We start from the raw sequence: 13,258 nt of genomic DNA, 5'->3' as shown, positions 1-13,258 counted from the left end.
GGAGCGGGGCTCGGGCCTGGCGGCGGGGCATACCGGGGGAAAACGGACAGCCGGTGCAGCAAACGCCGCGAACTCTACGCTATGCGCGCCTCCGGGGCCATCCCGGGGCTTCCGGCATGTGAACGTCGCGTTCAGGCTGGCGTAGGATGTTGGCATGAAGATCAGCTTCGAACTCGAGCCCGGCGACATCGAGCGCTTCCACGAGGCCCTGGCCCGCGCCGAGCGCCGGGTGGCCTGCGCCGACGACGCCGACATCGTCGAGGCGGCCCGCCATGCGCTCCGGACCCTGCCGATCGAATGCGCGCCGGGCTACATCCGCCGGCGCCTGCTGCAGGTGGCGGGGCTGGTGGAGATGCTCGAGGACGAGGCCTGGGCGCTGCCGCAGCCGGAGCGGGCCGAGGTGCTGAAGCTGCTGGCCTACTTCAGCGATCCCGAGGACATGATCCCGGACGAGGTGGAGGTGATCGGCCTGCTCGACGACGCGATCATGCTCGAGCTGCTGCTGCGCCAGATCCGCCACGTGGTGGCCGCCTACGACGACTTCCGTGCCGCCCGCGCCGCGCTGGGCGAGGCCGTCGACGAGGCCGGGCGCATCGGACTGGCGCGCGAGCTGGCGCGCCGGCGCGACCAATTGCACGCCCGCATGCGGCGACGCGCCGTGCGCGAGGCCGTGGCCCGCGTCGGCGCCGGTTCCGCCGCCTGAGCCGCGGCCAGGCATGGGAGCCGTCCACCATGTCAAGCGCTGGATGTGGCTGCTGCTGGCCAACGTGGCCCTGGGCCTGGGCATCCTCGGCGTGTTCCTGCCGGGCCTGCCGACCACGCCCTTCGTGCTGCTGGCCGCCTACGCCGCCGCGCGCGGCTCCAAGCGCCTGCACGCCTGGATGCTGGCGCACCGCAGCTTCGGGCCGATGATCCGCGAGTGGCAGGCCACGGGCGCCGTGACCCGGCGGGCGAAGTGGTGGGCGACGGGCATGATGGCGCTCAGCGCCGTGATCATGTTCGCCACCGCGCCGAAGTGGTGGATGGCCGGCATCGGCACCGCGATCATGGCGATCACCGGCACCTGGCTCTGGCGGCGGCCCGAGCCGCCGCTGCGCCGCCCGGAGGCCTAGTCGAGGATGCGGCGGGCGCCGGCGTAGTGCCGGCTCCAGTAGGGGCCGTCGAGGCGGTCGAGCCGCACCGTGCCGCCGGTGCTGGGCGCGTGCACGAAGCGGCCCTCGCCGACGTAGATGCCCACGTGGAAGACCGCGCCCTTGTCGCCGAACAGCACCAGGTCGCCCGGCGCCAGGCGGTCGCGCGGCGGCACGCTGGCCTTGTAGCGGGCGATCTCGCCGGTGGTGCGCGGCAGGTAGACGCGGGCGGCGTCGAGGAAGACGTAGCCGACCAGGCCGCTGCAGTCGAAGCCGCCGGACGGGGTGTTGCCGCCGTAGCGGTACGGCGTGCCGACCAGGCCGAGCGCGCGCATGAGCACGTCGTTGGCGCGGATCGGGTCGGCAGGGGCCACGTCCACCACCTGCACGCCGCCCGCCGCCGGCGTCGCGCCGCGCTTGGGCGCCGAGCCGCAGGCCGACAGCAGCAGCACGGCAAACAGCAGGGGAAGCCAGGCCAGGCCCGGAACTGGCGCCGGGCAGGTGGGGCCGGGATAATGCGCGCTCGCTTTCACGGGCCCCAGTGTGCCCCATCCCCGCCGGTCGCGTCACCGGCCCCAGCCAGGTTCCCCATGAAGATCCAGAACAACTCCGTCGTGCGTTTCCATTACACCGTGTCCGAGCCGGGCCAGCCGCCCGTCGAGTCCTCGCGCGAACGCGAGGCGCTCGCCATCCTGGTCGGCCACGGCAACATCATCCCGGGCCTCGAGGCCGCGATGATCGACAAGGCCGAGGGCGACCGCTTCGAGGTCACCGTCGCGCCGGAGCAGGCCTACGGCGAGCGCCGCGAGAACTTCGTGCAGCGCGTGCCCAAGAAGCATTTCCGCAACGTCCGCCTGGTGCGCGGCCAGCAGGTGGTGCTCGAGACCTCGATGGGTCCGCGCGCGGTCACCGTGGCCAAGGTCGGCGCCACCGTGGTGGACGTGGACCTCAACCATCCGATGGCCGGCAAGACCCTGGTCTTCGACGTCGAGATCGTCGGCGTGCGCGAGGCCGAGGCCGTCGAGATCGAGCACGGCCACGTGCACGGCGACGGCGGCGTGCAGCACTGACCCCGGCCGATCCCGGCCGGAGCGACGACGGGGCGGGGAGGCCCTTCGCCATGAACCAAGATTCCCTGCTCACCCCCGTCGCGGGCGCCGACCGCATCCATGCGCTCGATGCCCTGCGCGGCTTCGCCCTGCTGGGCATCCTGCTGATGAACATCGAGGGCATGGTCGGCCCGCTCATGCTCTCGATGACCGGCGTGGACGCCGCCCTGCAGGGTGGCGACCGCTGGATGGACGCCGCGATCTACCTAGGCGTGCAGGGCAAGTTCTTCCCGCTGTTCTCCATGCTCTTCGGCATGGGCTTCGCGGTGATGCTCAGGCGCGCCGGGGAGGCCGGCCGGCCCTTCCTCGGGCTGTACCTGCGGCGCGTGGGCGTGCTGCTGCTCATCGGCCTGGCGCACGCCCTGCTGGTCTGGCCGGGCGACATCCTGGTGACGTACGCGCTGATGGGCCTGCTGCTGGGCCTGTGCTTCCGCGGCACGCCGCAGTCGCGCCTGCCCAAGTGGGGCGTCGGCCTCATGCTGCTGCCGGCGGCCTTCATCCTGTTGATGGGGCTGTTGGGAACCGCCATGCAGGCGCTTCCGGACGAGGCGCGCGCCAGTTTCGACCAGGCCATGGCCCAGCAGGCCGAGCACACCGCCGGCATCATCGAGGCCCAGCGCCTCGCCTACGGCAGCGGCACCTACGCCGAGGCCACGGCCCAGCGCGTCGATGATTTCCTCGGGATGATCGGTTACGTCTTCGTCTTCGGCGCCTTCATCCTCGGCCTGTTCCTGGTGGGCGCCTGGTTCACCCGCAGCGGCGCCATCGCCCGCCCCGAAGAACACGCGCGACTGTTCGCCCGGCTGCGCTGGGGCGGCCTGGGGCTGGGCCTGGCGATGGTGCTGGGCGCCTACGCGATGCTGCCGACCATGGATTTCGGCCGGCTGGACCTGGTCTCGTCGACGGCGCAGGCGCTGCAGATGCTTGGCGGCGCCGTGATGGCCCTGGCCTACCTGGCCTGGTTCGTGCGCGGGCTGCAGTCGCCGGTCCTGGGACGGTTCCTGGGCCTGCTGGCGCCGGCCGGGCGCATGGCCCTGACCAACTACCTGATGCAGTCGGTGGTCTGCACCACGATCTTCTACGGCTACGGCCTCGGGTATTTCGAGCAACTGCCCCGGGCCTGGCAGCCGCTGTTCGTGCTGGCCCTGTTCGGCCTGCAGGTGCTGCTGAGCCACTGGTGGCTGGCGCGTTTCCGCTTCGGCCCGATGGAATGGCTGTGGCGGGCAGCGACCTACCTGCAGCCGCCGCCGATGCGGCGCTGATCCGGCCCCCAGCCGCCCCGCCCGCCGGGTAAACTGCCGCGCATGAGCCATGATGCGGATGTGCTGGTGCTGGGCGGAGGCGTGATCGGCCTGGCCTGCGCCCATTACCTGCTGGCCGAAGGCCGTTCGGTGCGCGTGCTCGAGGCCGGCAAGGTCGGCGGCGGCAGTTCCTGGGGCAACTGCGGCACGCTCACGCCCAGCCACGCCGCGCCGCTGGCGGCGCCGGGCATGGTGGGCCGCGGCCTGGCCTGGATGCTCAGCCCGTCCGCGCCGCTGTACATCCGGCCGCGCTGGGATCCGGCGCTGATGCGCTGGCTGGCCCGCGTCGCCGGCCGCTGCAACGCGCGCGACTGGCGCGCCAGCGGCCTGGCCAAGGGCGCATTGCTCAAGTACTCGCGTGCCCTGGTGGAGGACCTGGTCTACGGCCAGGGCCTGGACTGCGGCTTCGAGGCGGCGGGCCTGCATTACGTCTTCCGCGGCGCACGCGCGCTCGAGCACCACCAGCGCGAGCTGCCGCTGCTGGCCGAGCTGGGCATCCCGGCGCGGGTGCTCGACGGCGCCGCGCTGGCCGCGGACGAACCCGCGCTCCGGCCCGGCCTGGCCGGCGCCATCCATTTCCCCGGCGACGCCCAGCTGCGCCCCGACCGCTACACCGCCGGGCTGGCGCGCATCGTGCGCGAGGCGGGCGGCGTGATCGAGGAAGGCGTGCGGGTCGACGGTTTCGAGCGTGGCCGCAACGGCGTCGAGGTGGTGCAGACCAGCGAGGGCAGGCGCAGCGGCGCGCGCGTGCTGCTGGCCATGGGCGCCTGGTCGGCGCGGTTCGCCGACAACCTCGGCCTGCCGATCCCGATCCAGCCGGGCAAGGGCTATTCGATCACCTACGACCGCCCGGGCACCGTGCCGCGCCGGCCGCTGGTGCTCAAGGAGCGCAGCGTCTGCGTCACCACCTGGGCCGACGGTTTCCGGCTTGGCAGCACCATGGAGTTCAGCGGTTTCGACGACAGCCTCAACCCGCGCCGGCTCGCCGCGCTCGAGCGTGGCGCCGCCGACTACCTGCGTGAGCCGGCGGGGCCGGTCAAGCGCGAGCAGTGGTGCGGCTGGCGGCCGATGGTCTACGACGACCTGCCGCTGCTGGGTCGCGCGCCGGGCTACAACAACCTGTTCCTGGCCACCGGCCACGGCATGATGGGCATGGGCATGAGCGCCGGCACCGGCCGACTGCTCGCCGACCTGATGACCGGCCGCGCGCCGGCGATCGACCCGGCCCCGTACTCGCCGGCGCGCCTGGCCGGCTAGACTGGCGGCATGCCTGACGTCTTCACCCTGCACACGGGCCGGCTGCCGCTGCTGGTGAGCCTGCCGCACGACGGCACCGCGCTGCCCGACGACATCGCCGCGCGGCTCACCGGCGCCGCCCGCGCCGTTCCCGACACCGACTGGTTCGTCAGCCGCCTCTACGACTTCGCGCGCGCGGCCGGTGCCTCGGTGCTGGTGCCGCGCTACTCGCGCTACGTGGTCGACCTCAACCGTCCGCCGGACGATGTTTCGCTTTATCCGGGCCAGAACACCACCGGCCTGTGCCCGGCCACTGGCTTCGACGGCGAGCCGATCTACCTGCCCGGGCAGGCGCCGGCGCCCGACGAGGTGCAGGCGCGCGTGCAGCGCTACTGGCGCCCCTACCACGACGCGCTGGCCGGCGAACTGGCGCGCCTGCGCGCCGCCCACGGCCGCGCCGTGCTCTGGGAAGGGCATTCGATCCGCAGCGTGGTGCCTTTCCTGTTCGAGGGCCGGCTGCCCGACCTCAACCTCGGCACCGCCGCCGGCGCCAGCTGCGCGCCGGCCACGCAGGCCCGGCTCGAGGCCGTGCTGGCCGGGCAGGACGACTACACCTGGGTGGCGAACGGGCGCTTCAAGGGCGGCCACATCACGCGCCACTACGGCCAGCCGGCGCAGGGCGTCGAGGCGATCCAGCTCGAGATCGCCCAGTGCTGCTACATGGACGAGGCCGCGGTGCGCTACGAGCCGGCGCTGGCGTCGCGGCTGCAGTCGCTGCTGGCCAGGCTGCTGGAAGCGGCGCTGGGCTGAGCGGCAGCCAACAGGGCAGGGTGGTTCAGCGCCGCCGCTGGTTCGGCCGGCGCGCCGCAGGCACCGGTGGCTTCCCCGGCGCGGTCGGGCACGCTGCGTTCAACGGGTTCGGGCTGCCCGGTGCCCTGCGAGGCGCCGGCGCCGGCCTGCAGGAAGACCGCCAGCGTGGCCGCGGTGACCAGCACCATCAGCCGCAGCACGATGCCCTTCGGTCGCGGGGCGGTGCGCAGGTTCATCGCTGCCTCCGCGCGCCGATGTCGACGCGGACCGTGTCGCGCACCTGCACCTCGACCGCGCGGCGGTCGGCCTGCTCGTCGAGGAACCAGGGCAGCGGCAGGTTGTCGGGCACCACTTCGATGGTGTGCGCGCCGACCGCGACGCGCGGGAACTCGAATTCGCCCTGGCTGTCGGTGCGAACCGAGTAGCGGCCGTCGAGGATGACCGTGACGTTCACGGCAGGCAGTTCCGCGGCCGAGCGGATTCCATCGCCGTTCTCGTCGAGGAAGACGCTTCCCCTGATGTTGCCGGCCGCCGTGCCGGGCATTCCTCCGAGCACCACGGCCGAGGATCCGGCCTGCCGCTGGTAACGCAGGCTGAGGAAGATCGAACGCTCGCGCGGGATCCCGACGAAGACATCCGGTGGCGCCAAGGGGTCGAGCTGGAACGGCGAGCGTTGCTCGCCGCGATTGTTGTAGGCAGTGGCGGTAAGCCACCAGTTGCTCGCCAGTCGCCAATTCAGGCTCAGGTTCAGATCGGTGCCACGGTAGGCGTTCGGGCCGTTTCCCCTGATCCAGCGCAGGTTGCCATCCAGGCTGATCCGATCCGTCAGCTCGATTCCTCCGAGCGCTGCCAGCGTGAACGTGTCGGTCCTGCCAACGCCGTCCTGGTCCTCGACGGCAATGCTGCCCGATACTGTCAGTCGCGAGCCGGTTTGCATCGGCAGGTCCTGGTCGAGGGTGATCTGCCAATCATCACGTTCGCTGGTATGGGCCTGGTCGAGTTGGATCCGCGTAATGCCCCAGCGGGCACGGCGATCTGCGAACCAGCGCGTGGAAAAATCGGTGTCGGTCTCGGAGCGGCGCACGTTCAGGCTGCCGCCCACGCCGAGGTTGGCTCGTGCCTGGTAGCGCAGGAATGCGTTGGCGTAGGTGCCCTCGAAGCTGTTCCCACTTACCGACTGGATCTGGTCGATGCCCACCGACCAAGTCCATCGCGGATGCCGGTAGTTGGTGCGGAAGTGCAGGCCCTGCGCGTCGTTGTTGATGGGCAAGGCACCCCAGGCCAGCCCGGGCTCGAGCCTGAACGCTCCGTAGTTGTACGTGTAGCGGCCACGCCGGGATTCGATGTCGGTCCAGGCGCCAAAAGCGTCGCCCAGGTATCCACGGCTGGAGTGCAGGTGGAGTTTCGCTTCATCCTGGGTTCCCGCCCAGCCCGTGCTGAAGACCGCTGCCTCGGTTCGACCATCCTGGTACTGGCCAGACCCCAGTTCGTCGGGCACGATCCTGCCATCCGTGGCGAGCACGGCAAGGGCGCCGGTCCAGTCGGGTGACCACCGCCACTGGGAGCCGAGCGTTCCCACCTGGCCCTCGGCCTGGTCAAAACCAACCACGCGGGCGCCGGAAAATACGCCCGCCTGGCCGAAGCCAGCGAAGAATCGCCTTTCATCCTCCGTGTTCTCCCACTGGCTCACGAGACCCGAGAAGGGTGCGCTGGGGAGGAAGAAGCGGTATTGGTCGCGCTGCAGTGGCGTCAGGGGCGTGTTGAGTACGCCAAGTCCGTTGTCGACGCGCCAGCCACCATCGAAGCGCAGGTTTCGCTGCCAGATCGTCGCGGTGCCGATCCAGCGGCTGCCGCCGTTGCGGCCTTGGTCGCTCTGGAATGCGGTAGCGTCGAGCGAAAAGCTGCCCCAGTCCGCGGTTTCCCAAAGTCCGCCGAAGCTGAAGCCCGACTCGCTGAATTTTTCGTCGCCACGTTTGATCTGGCTGGTCAAGACCTCCAGGCGCCAACTGCGTGGCAAGCCCGAGGCGTCGAACTGCTCATCGTCATCCGGCGGCAACGGCGCCAGCTTGTCGGGGTCGATGATGCGGTCCTGGTAGGCAGGCTCTTCCGGCGGCTCATCCCATGCCAACGCCTGGGATGCCACGCCGCAGGTAAGGAGGATGAGGGAGATTCCGGCCGCCAACGGCCGATTGGGCGGCAGGCTCATCGGTTGGCCGTACCCTCGACCGGGATGCGCTGGCCACCCCAGTCGAGTTGGCCGCGCAGTTGAATCGGGAATGCGAGGGCAGCCGGACCCGAATCTTCGTCGGGGATTGGTTCCAGCGGGATCTGGCGAGTCACTCCCGGGAGAACGGGGTGTGAAACGGGAATCAGGGTCCAGCGACGTCCCTCGGCGTCGAGGCCCGCAACAAACCCCTGGAGCCGGCCATGCGCATTGCCGTCATTGCGGACGCTCACGACCGGCAACTCGCGGCCCTCGATTGATTCGACGCGGATATCGGTGATTGCGAGGCGGGCGGCGCCGTCGCCGATCGTCAGGTAGACAATGATGCCGATGCGGCCAGCGACCGACATGCCCGCTTCCGTGGTCTGGGGCTGGCCTTCGACCATGATCGCGAATCGGCATTGGCCGGACGGGGCATCCGCGGGAACTGCAACCTCAAAGCGAAGGCGCTTTCGACCATTGGCCTCCACCAAGGCTTCAGTGGCCTCCAATCCGACCCATGGGCGGCAGCTGTCGGGGGCCAGTTTGTAGTCGAACACGGCATCGCCGTTGGCATCGAGCACCCAGTCGGCCGTACGGATGTTGAACCGCGTGGGGCTGGGCGAAGCGCTCTGGATCTCGATGACATTGCGATAGACGTTGCCTTGCCGGGCGGAGTCTTCAAACCTGGGCGGCAATACCAGGGCATCGAAGCCTTGGGCCCAGGCATTACCCGTCATGGATGCCAGCAGAGCCACTGCGGCCAGGAGATCAACGCGCTTCATCACATGGCCTCCGGTTCGATCTCGAAGCCGAAGTCAAGGCGCTCCGCTCGTTCGAGCGTGTCCCCGTTCGCCCGGATCGTCAGGCGGAACGTGTCTTGAAGGAAGTCGGAAGTAATGGGGCCCGCATACACCAGAGCGCGCTCACCGCTTCGCATCTGTCCCGGCAGCAGGACGCCCTGGCTGGTCCAATGCGCAAGCACGTCCGCCCCCGCCTGGGCGGGCAACGTCTGGTAGATGCGTGCGTTCCGGCCGCGCCAGGCGCGGACATCAAGACGCACCAGCACGGTGATTGATCCGGACAATGTGCCTGCGCGACCGTCCCGAGGGGCGGCCTGGTCCCATTTGAGCCGGAGCGTGCTGCCGAGCACCTGGCTCTGGCTGTCGTCCACGCGAATGGCCTGGGCGCCGGCGCCTTTTGCCGCGGTGAGGAGGGCGACCGATAGCAGGAGCATGCCCCAGAGATTGCGGTTCATGGCTGGGAGAGCGTAAAGGTGACGGTGGCGGTATAGGTTCCCGAGGCAACCAGGTTCTGGTTGGCATAGCGGAACGTCATGCAGGTCTCGCGCCACTGGTTGCGCGAGATGGTGGTCAGCTGGGTGCTGCCGGCGCTGAAGGTGCCCGCACCGAAGGGCTGTGCGCCGACGTCGCCATTTCCGCTGGTGGTCCAGCTGATCTGCGAAATGGGTATGGTCTGGTTGTTTTCGTTCGTCAGGAACGCCGGGGCGCTGTAGGTCAGCCGCGCTGTGTTGCCGGTGCTTGCGTTCGTGGCCCGGTAGAAGCCGCCGACATAGACCTGGCCGGAATTGCAGAACTGGAAGTTGTCCCAGTCGCTGGTCGTGCGCGGGTTCCCGGGGGTTGTCATCAGGATCGACGTGTTGTTTCCCACCTGGTTTGCCGGGACGGTCGCCCGGACGAGGGGCACGTTCCCGCCGACGCCCGGCGTCGGGAAGGTGGGATTGAAGATCGATGGGGTACGGCTGTAAGGGCCGTTGATCATGACGCCGTCGCCCACTCGCAGGTACACCGCGCGCGGATCGCGGGCGGCGATGTTCACGTCGTACGCAGACGCCAGCTGCGGAAGCAGCGCGAGCGCAACGAGCATGGCGAACCGGTGGGAGGCGGCGAAGGGCATCAGTGGATTCCGTTGCGCCGGAACCGGCCCGAGGGGCCGGTTCCGGGCTCCAGCGACAGCCGGCCTTACGGGGCCGAGGCGGTGTAGGTCACGGTGCCGGTATAGGTACCGGCGCTGACGAGCGCGCTGTTGGCGTAGGTGAAGGTCCAGTTGGCGGACTCGTTGATCACGCCGTTGGTGGCGGTGAGCGGAGTGGCCGCCGCGCCGATCGCCGGGACCGGCAGGTTGGCCGCATTGTCGCTCGTGCCATTGATCTGCGACCAGGCAATCGTGTTGCCGCCGCTGACAAGGCCCGCGCCCGAGCCGGCCGCCGACAGGTTCACGTTGCCGACATTGCTGCGAAGGGCCACGTTGATCGGCGCGCCCGAGGCATTGGAGCGCGAAACCGGGCCGCTGACGCCGACGTCGGCCGCGGCCACGTTGAACTGCACCAGGTCCTCGGTGCCGCCGGTGCTGCCCACGCGGAAGCTGATGAAGCGCGGGATGATGACCTCGAAGTCCAGGTCGGCATTCGCGGAGAGCGCGCCGCCGCCGGTGACGAAGTCGGATTCGGCCAGGGCCGGGGTCATCGCGATCAGGCCGAGGGCCGCCACGCCGGTGAGGGCGAGGCCTCGGATGCTACGGACAGTGTTCATGGTGTTGGTTTCCTTTGGGTTTGCTGAAGGTGAAACGACTGGGATTGTTGGGTCGACATTCCGGGCCGGATCACCGACCGGGGGCTCGCAAACTGCGGGCTCGGTGGGCTGTATGCAGGAAGCGTGCCAACCCGTTCACGGCGTCATGATCCGGCGACAAATGTGAACAGGTTCACAGTATTCGGGGGCCGGCCGACACGCAAGCCGGGGCAGACGCCGGCCATCCGGCCGACGAACGGCAGGATTCGGGGGCGCAGCAGCGGACAAATGTGACGCGATGCGTCACATTTCCGGGCGGCCGGTCACAGTTTCATGGGTTGGCGACGCCGGTCACCGGCCGTCGCGGTCTCCCGCCGGGGCAACGCGGCCCCCGCCGGGGCGGGGCCGGTCGGGGCTCAGACCTCGAGCGAAGCCAGGTCGCCCTTGGCTTCCAGCCAGGCCTTGCGGTCGCCGGCGCGCTTCTTGGCCAGCAGCAGGTCCATCAGGCCGCGGGTGGCCTCGGCGTCGTCCACCGTCAGCTGAACCAGGCGGCGGGTGTCGGGGTGGATGGTGGACTCGCGCAACTGGGCCGGGTTCATCTCGCCCAGGCCCTTGAAGCGGGTGACGCTGACCTGGCCGCGGATCTTCTCGCGCTCGATCCGGTCGAGCAGCAGGCGCTTCTCTTCCTCGTCCAGGGCGTAGAACACCTGCTTGCCCACGTCCACGCGGAAAAGCGGCGGCATGGCCACGAACACGTGGCCAGCCCGCACCAGGGCCGGGAAGTGGCGCAGGAACAGGGCCGAGAGCAGGGTGGCGATGTGCAGGCCGTCGGAATCGGCGTCGGCCAGGATGATCACTTTCCCGTAGCGCAGGCCGCCGATGTCCTGCACACCGGGGTCGCAGCCGATGGCCACGGCCAGGTCGTGCACCTCGTTCGAGGCCAGCACGCCGCCGGATTCGACCTCCCAGGTATTCAGGATCTTGCCGCGCAGCGGCAGGATGGCCTGGAAATCCTTGTCGCGGGCCTGCTTGGCGCTGCCGCCGGCCGAGTCGCCCTCGACCAGGAACAGCTCGGTGCGGCCCAGGTCCTGGCTGATGCAGTCGGCCAGCTTGCCGGGCAGGGCCGGTCCCTGGGTGACCTTCTTGCGCACCACCTGCTTCTCGGACTTGAGCCGGGCGGCGGCGCGGTCGATGGCCAGCTGGGCGATCTGGGTGCCCAGCTCAACGTGCTGGTTGAGCCAAAGTGAAAACGCGTCGTGCGCCGCGCCCTCGACGAAGGCCGCGGCCTGGCGCGAGCTCAGGCGTTCCTTGGTCTGGCCGCTGAACTGCGGGTCGGTCATCTTCAGGCTCAGCACGAAGCTGACCCGGTCCCAGACGTCCTCGGGGGCGAGCTTCACGCCGCGCGGCAGCAGGTTGCGGAAGTCGCAGAACTCGCGCAGCGCGTCGGTGAAGCCGCTGCGCAGGCCGTTCACGTGGGTGCCGTGCTGGGCGGTGGGGATGAGGTTGACGTAGCTTTCCTGCACCAGCTCGCCCTCGGGCACCCAGGCCACGGCCCAGTCGGCCACCTCGGTGTCCTTGGACAGGTGGCCGACGAACAGCTCGGCCGGCAGCAGCTCGCGGCCCTGCAGTTCGCCCAGCAGGTAGTCGCGCAGGCCGTCCTGGTAGCACCACTCGTGGCTCTCGCCGGTGCTGGCGTCGTGCAGGCGCACGGTCAGGCCCGGGCAGAGCACGGCCTTGGCGCGCAGCAGGTGCCGCAGCGGCCGCAGGGCGATCTTCGGGCTGTCGAAATACTTCGGGTCCGGCCAGAAGCGCAGGCGGGTGCCGGTGTTGCGCTTGCCGACGGTGCCCACGACCTCCAGGGACGAGGCCCGGTCGCCGTCGCGGAACTCCATGCGGTGTTCCTGGCCCTCGCGCCTGATGAACACCTCGACCTTCTTCGAAAGCGCGTTCACCACGCTCACGCCCACGCCGTGCAGGCCGCCGGAGAAGGTGTAGTTCTTGCCGCTGAACTTGCCGCCGGCATGCAGGCGGGTGAGGATCAGCTCGACGCCCGGGATGCCCTCCTCGGGGTGCACGTCCACCGGCATGCCGCGGCCGTCGTCGGACACCTCCACGCTGCCGTCGGCGTGGACCGTCACCTCCACCAGCTTCGCGTGCCCGCCGAGGGCCTCGTCCACCGAGTTGTCGATCACTTCCTGGGCCAGGTGGTTGGGCCGGGTGGTGTCGGTGTACATGCCCGGGCGGCGCTTGACCGGGTCCAGGCCCGAGAGGACTTCGATGTCGGCGGCGTTGTAGCGGGTGTTCATTGGCCTGCGGGGTCTTGTCGGCGCGGTCCTGCGCCCTCGGGCGGCAAGGATAGCAGCGGCGCCGGGCGCGGCGTCCCTGTGCGCGGCCCGGTGTTGCCGCTGGCGGGAATGTGTGTTGCGTCATGGATCAGGAGCGGCGGCCGCCGCCTCGCCGGGCCAGCGGATACCGTGGAGGGATCATCAGCAATGCCCCGGGGGCGCCATGGCCGATAATTTCGACGATCTGCAGCAGAGTTACGGGCGATGCCTGCGCGGCAAGGACTTCATCGAGCGCTTCTACGAAATATTCCTCGCAAGCCACCCCGCCATCGGGCCCATGTTCGCCGCCACCGACTTCCAGAAGCAGCGCCTGGCGCTGCGCCGGGGCATCAGCATGGCCATTTCGCATGCGGCCGGCGGCGGGCTGGTGAAGCGGGGCATCGAGCAGATGGCCGACGTGCACGCGCGCAGCGGCCGTACCCCGGTCGATCCTGCGCTCTATCCCTATTGGGTCGACAGCCTGGTCAAGGCCGTGGCCGAAACCGACCCCCAGTTCACCCCGGCCCTCGAGCGCCGCTGGCGCGAGGGCATGTCGGCCGTCATCCAGACCTTCAGCCAGCGCCACTGAGGCGCGGCGCCCGTCCGCCGCCCGG

The 13,258-nt window shown here is 69.9% G+C and carries 15 protein-coding genes; 7 read left to right on the top strand and 8 right to left on the bottom strand.

Going from position 1 to position 13,258, the window contains the following annotated elements; translation table 11 throughout:
- Positions 1-154: 154 nt before the first annotated feature.
- Positions 155-703 (top strand): YkvA family protein, encoded by a 549-nt coding sequence (locus C6N40_RS00785; RefSeq protein ID WP_106989100.1) that lies wholly within the window; start codon positions 155-157, stop codon positions 701-703.
- Positions 704-716: 13 nt separating this feature from the next.
- The gene (locus tag C6N40_RS00780) at positions 717-1,112 is read left to right on the top strand and encodes a YbaN family protein (protein WP_106989099.1); all 396 of its coding nucleotides are present in this window, start codon (positions 717-719) and stop codon (positions 1,110-1,112) included.
- On the opposite strand, the gene C6N40_RS00775 is transcribed toward C6N40_RS00780, so the two are convergent.
- A complete protein-coding gene (locus C6N40_RS00775; RefSeq protein WP_106989453.1) occupies positions 1,109-1,609 on the bottom strand; it encodes a C40 family peptidase in 501 nt (166 codons plus the stop codon). The two genes, C6N40_RS00780 and C6N40_RS00775, sit on opposite strands and share 4 nt — an antisense overlap.
- A 111-nt stretch (positions 1,610-1,720) precedes the next feature.
- Between C6N40_RS00775 and C6N40_RS00770 the strand changes: the two genes are divergently transcribed.
- From C6N40_RS00770 to hutG, 4 genes are read left to right on the top strand one after another with little or no spacing between them, the layout of a single operon-like run.
- Positions 1,721-2,200: an FKBP-type peptidyl-prolyl cis-trans isomerase gene (locus C6N40_RS00770; protein WP_106989098.1), complete on the top strand. Its 480-nt coding sequence runs from the start codon at positions 1,721-1,723 to the stop codon at positions 2,198-2,200.
- Between the two features lie 50 nt (positions 2,201-2,250).
- Complete coding sequence (locus tag C6N40_RS00765) at positions 2,251-3,501, top strand: DUF418 domain-containing protein (RefSeq protein WP_106989097.1); 1,251 nt, start codon at positions 2,251-2,253, stop codon at positions 3,499-3,501.
- 42 nt (positions 3,502-3,543) lie between these two features.
- Positions 3,544-4,797, top strand: a complete 1,254-nt coding sequence (locus tag C6N40_RS00760) for an NAD(P)/FAD-dependent oxidoreductase (RefSeq protein ID WP_106989096.1) — start codon at positions 3,544-3,546, stop codon at positions 4,795-4,797.
- A 9-nt stretch (positions 4,798-4,806) separates the two neighbouring features.
- Entirely contained in the window at positions 4,807-5,586 is a 780-nt protein-coding gene (gene hutG, locus C6N40_RS00755; protein WP_106989095.1) for an N-formylglutamate deformylase, read from the top strand.
- Here hutG and C6N40_RS00750 read toward each other — a convergent pair.
- From C6N40_RS00750 to parE, 7 genes are all read right to left on the bottom strand, one after another.
- Positions 5,517-5,822 (bottom strand): hypothetical protein, encoded by a 306-nt coding sequence (locus C6N40_RS00750; protein WP_106989094.1) that lies wholly within the window; start codon positions 5,820-5,822, stop codon positions 5,517-5,519. The two genes, hutG and C6N40_RS00750, sit on opposite strands and share 70 nt — an antisense overlap.
- A complete protein-coding gene (locus tag C6N40_RS00745; protein ID WP_162782008.1) occupies positions 5,819-7,792 on the bottom strand; it encodes a carboxypeptidase-like regulatory domain-containing protein in 1,974 nt (657 codons plus the stop codon). The genes C6N40_RS00750 and C6N40_RS00745 overlap by 4 nt, the downstream gene beginning before the upstream one ends.
- Complete coding sequence (locus C6N40_RS00740; RefSeq protein ID WP_106989092.1) at positions 7,789-8,574, bottom strand: hypothetical protein; 786 nt, start codon at positions 8,572-8,574, stop codon at positions 7,789-7,791. The genes C6N40_RS00745 and C6N40_RS00740 overlap by 4 nt, the downstream gene beginning before the upstream one ends.
- On the bottom strand, positions 8,574-9,047 hold the full coding sequence (locus C6N40_RS00735) for a hypothetical protein (RefSeq protein WP_162782007.1): 474 nt from the start codon (positions 9,045-9,047) through the stop codon (positions 8,574-8,576). Before C6N40_RS00735 ends, C6N40_RS00740 begins: the two co-directional genes overlap by 1 nt.
- Positions 9,044-9,706, bottom strand: coding sequence for a hypothetical protein (locus tag C6N40_RS00730; protein WP_106989090.1), 663 nt, complete (start codon positions 9,704-9,706; stop codon positions 9,044-9,046). The genes C6N40_RS00735 and C6N40_RS00730 overlap by 4 nt, the downstream gene beginning before the upstream one ends.
- Before the next feature lie 65 nt (positions 9,707-9,771).
- Complete coding sequence (locus C6N40_RS00725; protein WP_162782006.1) at positions 9,772-10,341, bottom strand: hypothetical protein; 570 nt, start codon at positions 10,339-10,341, stop codon at positions 9,772-9,774.
- Positions 10,342-10,736: 395 nt separating this feature from the next.
- Entirely contained in the window at positions 10,737-12,626 is a 1,890-nt protein-coding gene (parE, locus tag C6N40_RS00720) for a DNA topoisomerase IV subunit B (protein ID WP_106989088.1), read from the bottom strand.
- 202 nt (positions 12,627-12,828) lie between these two features.
- Between parE and C6N40_RS00715 the strand changes: the two genes are divergently transcribed.
- Positions 12,829-13,233, top strand: a complete 405-nt coding sequence (locus tag C6N40_RS00715; protein ID WP_106989087.1) for a globin family protein — start codon at positions 12,829-12,831, stop codon at positions 13,231-13,233.
- The last annotated feature ends 25 nt before the right edge of the window (positions 13,234-13,258 follow it).

Source organism: Arenimonas caeni, from assembly GCF_003024235.1.
Taxonomy (GTDB): Bacteria; Pseudomonadota; Gammaproteobacteria; order Xanthomonadales; family Xanthomonadaceae; genus Arenimonas; species Arenimonas caeni.
The sequence above is the reverse complement of the archived record's forward strand: the minus strand, read 5'-3'. Positions and strand labels throughout refer to the sequence as shown.

Coding starts and splice junctions, on each gene's coding strand:
- C6N40_RS00785 (WP_106989100.1), top strand. CDS start 155: ATGAAGATCAGCTTCGAACTCGAGCCCGGCGACATCGAGCGCTTCCAC.
- C6N40_RS00780 (WP_106989099.1), top strand. CDS start 717: ATGGGAGCCGTCCACCATGTCAAGCGCTGGATGTGGCTGCTGCTGGCC.
- C6N40_RS00770 (WP_106989098.1), top strand. CDS start 1,721: ATGAAGATCCAGAACAACTCCGTCGTGCGTTTCCATTACACCGTGTCC.
- C6N40_RS00765 (WP_106989097.1), top strand. CDS start 2,251: ATGAACCAAGATTCCCTGCTCACCCCCGTCGCGGGCGCCGACCGCATC.
- C6N40_RS00760 (WP_106989096.1), top strand. CDS start 3,544: ATGAGCCATGATGCGGATGTGCTGGTGCTGGGCGGAGGCGTGATCGGC.
- hutG (WP_106989095.1), top strand. CDS start 4,807: ATGCCTGACGTCTTCACCCTGCACACGGGCCGGCTGCCGCTGCTGGTG.
- C6N40_RS00750 (WP_106989094.1), bottom strand. CDS start 5,822: ATGAACCTGCGCACCGCCCCGCGACCGAAGGGCATCGTGCTGCGGCTG.
- C6N40_RS00745 (WP_162782008.1), bottom strand. CDS start 7,792: ATGAGCCTGCCGCCCAATCGGCCGTTGGCGGCCGGAATCTCCCTCATC.
- C6N40_RS00740 (WP_106989092.1), bottom strand. CDS start 8,574: ATGAAGCGCGTTGATCTCCTGGCCGCAGTGGCTCTGCTGGCATCCATG.
- C6N40_RS00735 (WP_162782007.1), bottom strand. CDS start 9,047: ATGAACCGCAATCTCTGGGGCATGCTCCTGCTATCGGTCGCCCTCCTC.
- C6N40_RS00730 (WP_106989090.1), bottom strand. CDS start 9,706: ATGCCCTTCGCCGCCTCCCACCGGTTCGCCATGCTCGTTGCGCTCGCG.
- C6N40_RS00725 (WP_162782006.1), bottom strand. CDS start 10,341: ATGAACACTGTCCGTAGCATCCGAGGCCTCGCCCTCACCGGCGTGGCG.
- parE (WP_106989088.1), bottom strand. CDS start 12,626: ATGAACACCCGCTACAACGCCGCCGACATCGAAGTCCTCTCGGGCCTG.
- C6N40_RS00715 (WP_106989087.1), top strand. CDS start 12,829: ATGGCCGATAATTTCGACGATCTGCAGCAGAGTTACGGGCGATGCCTG.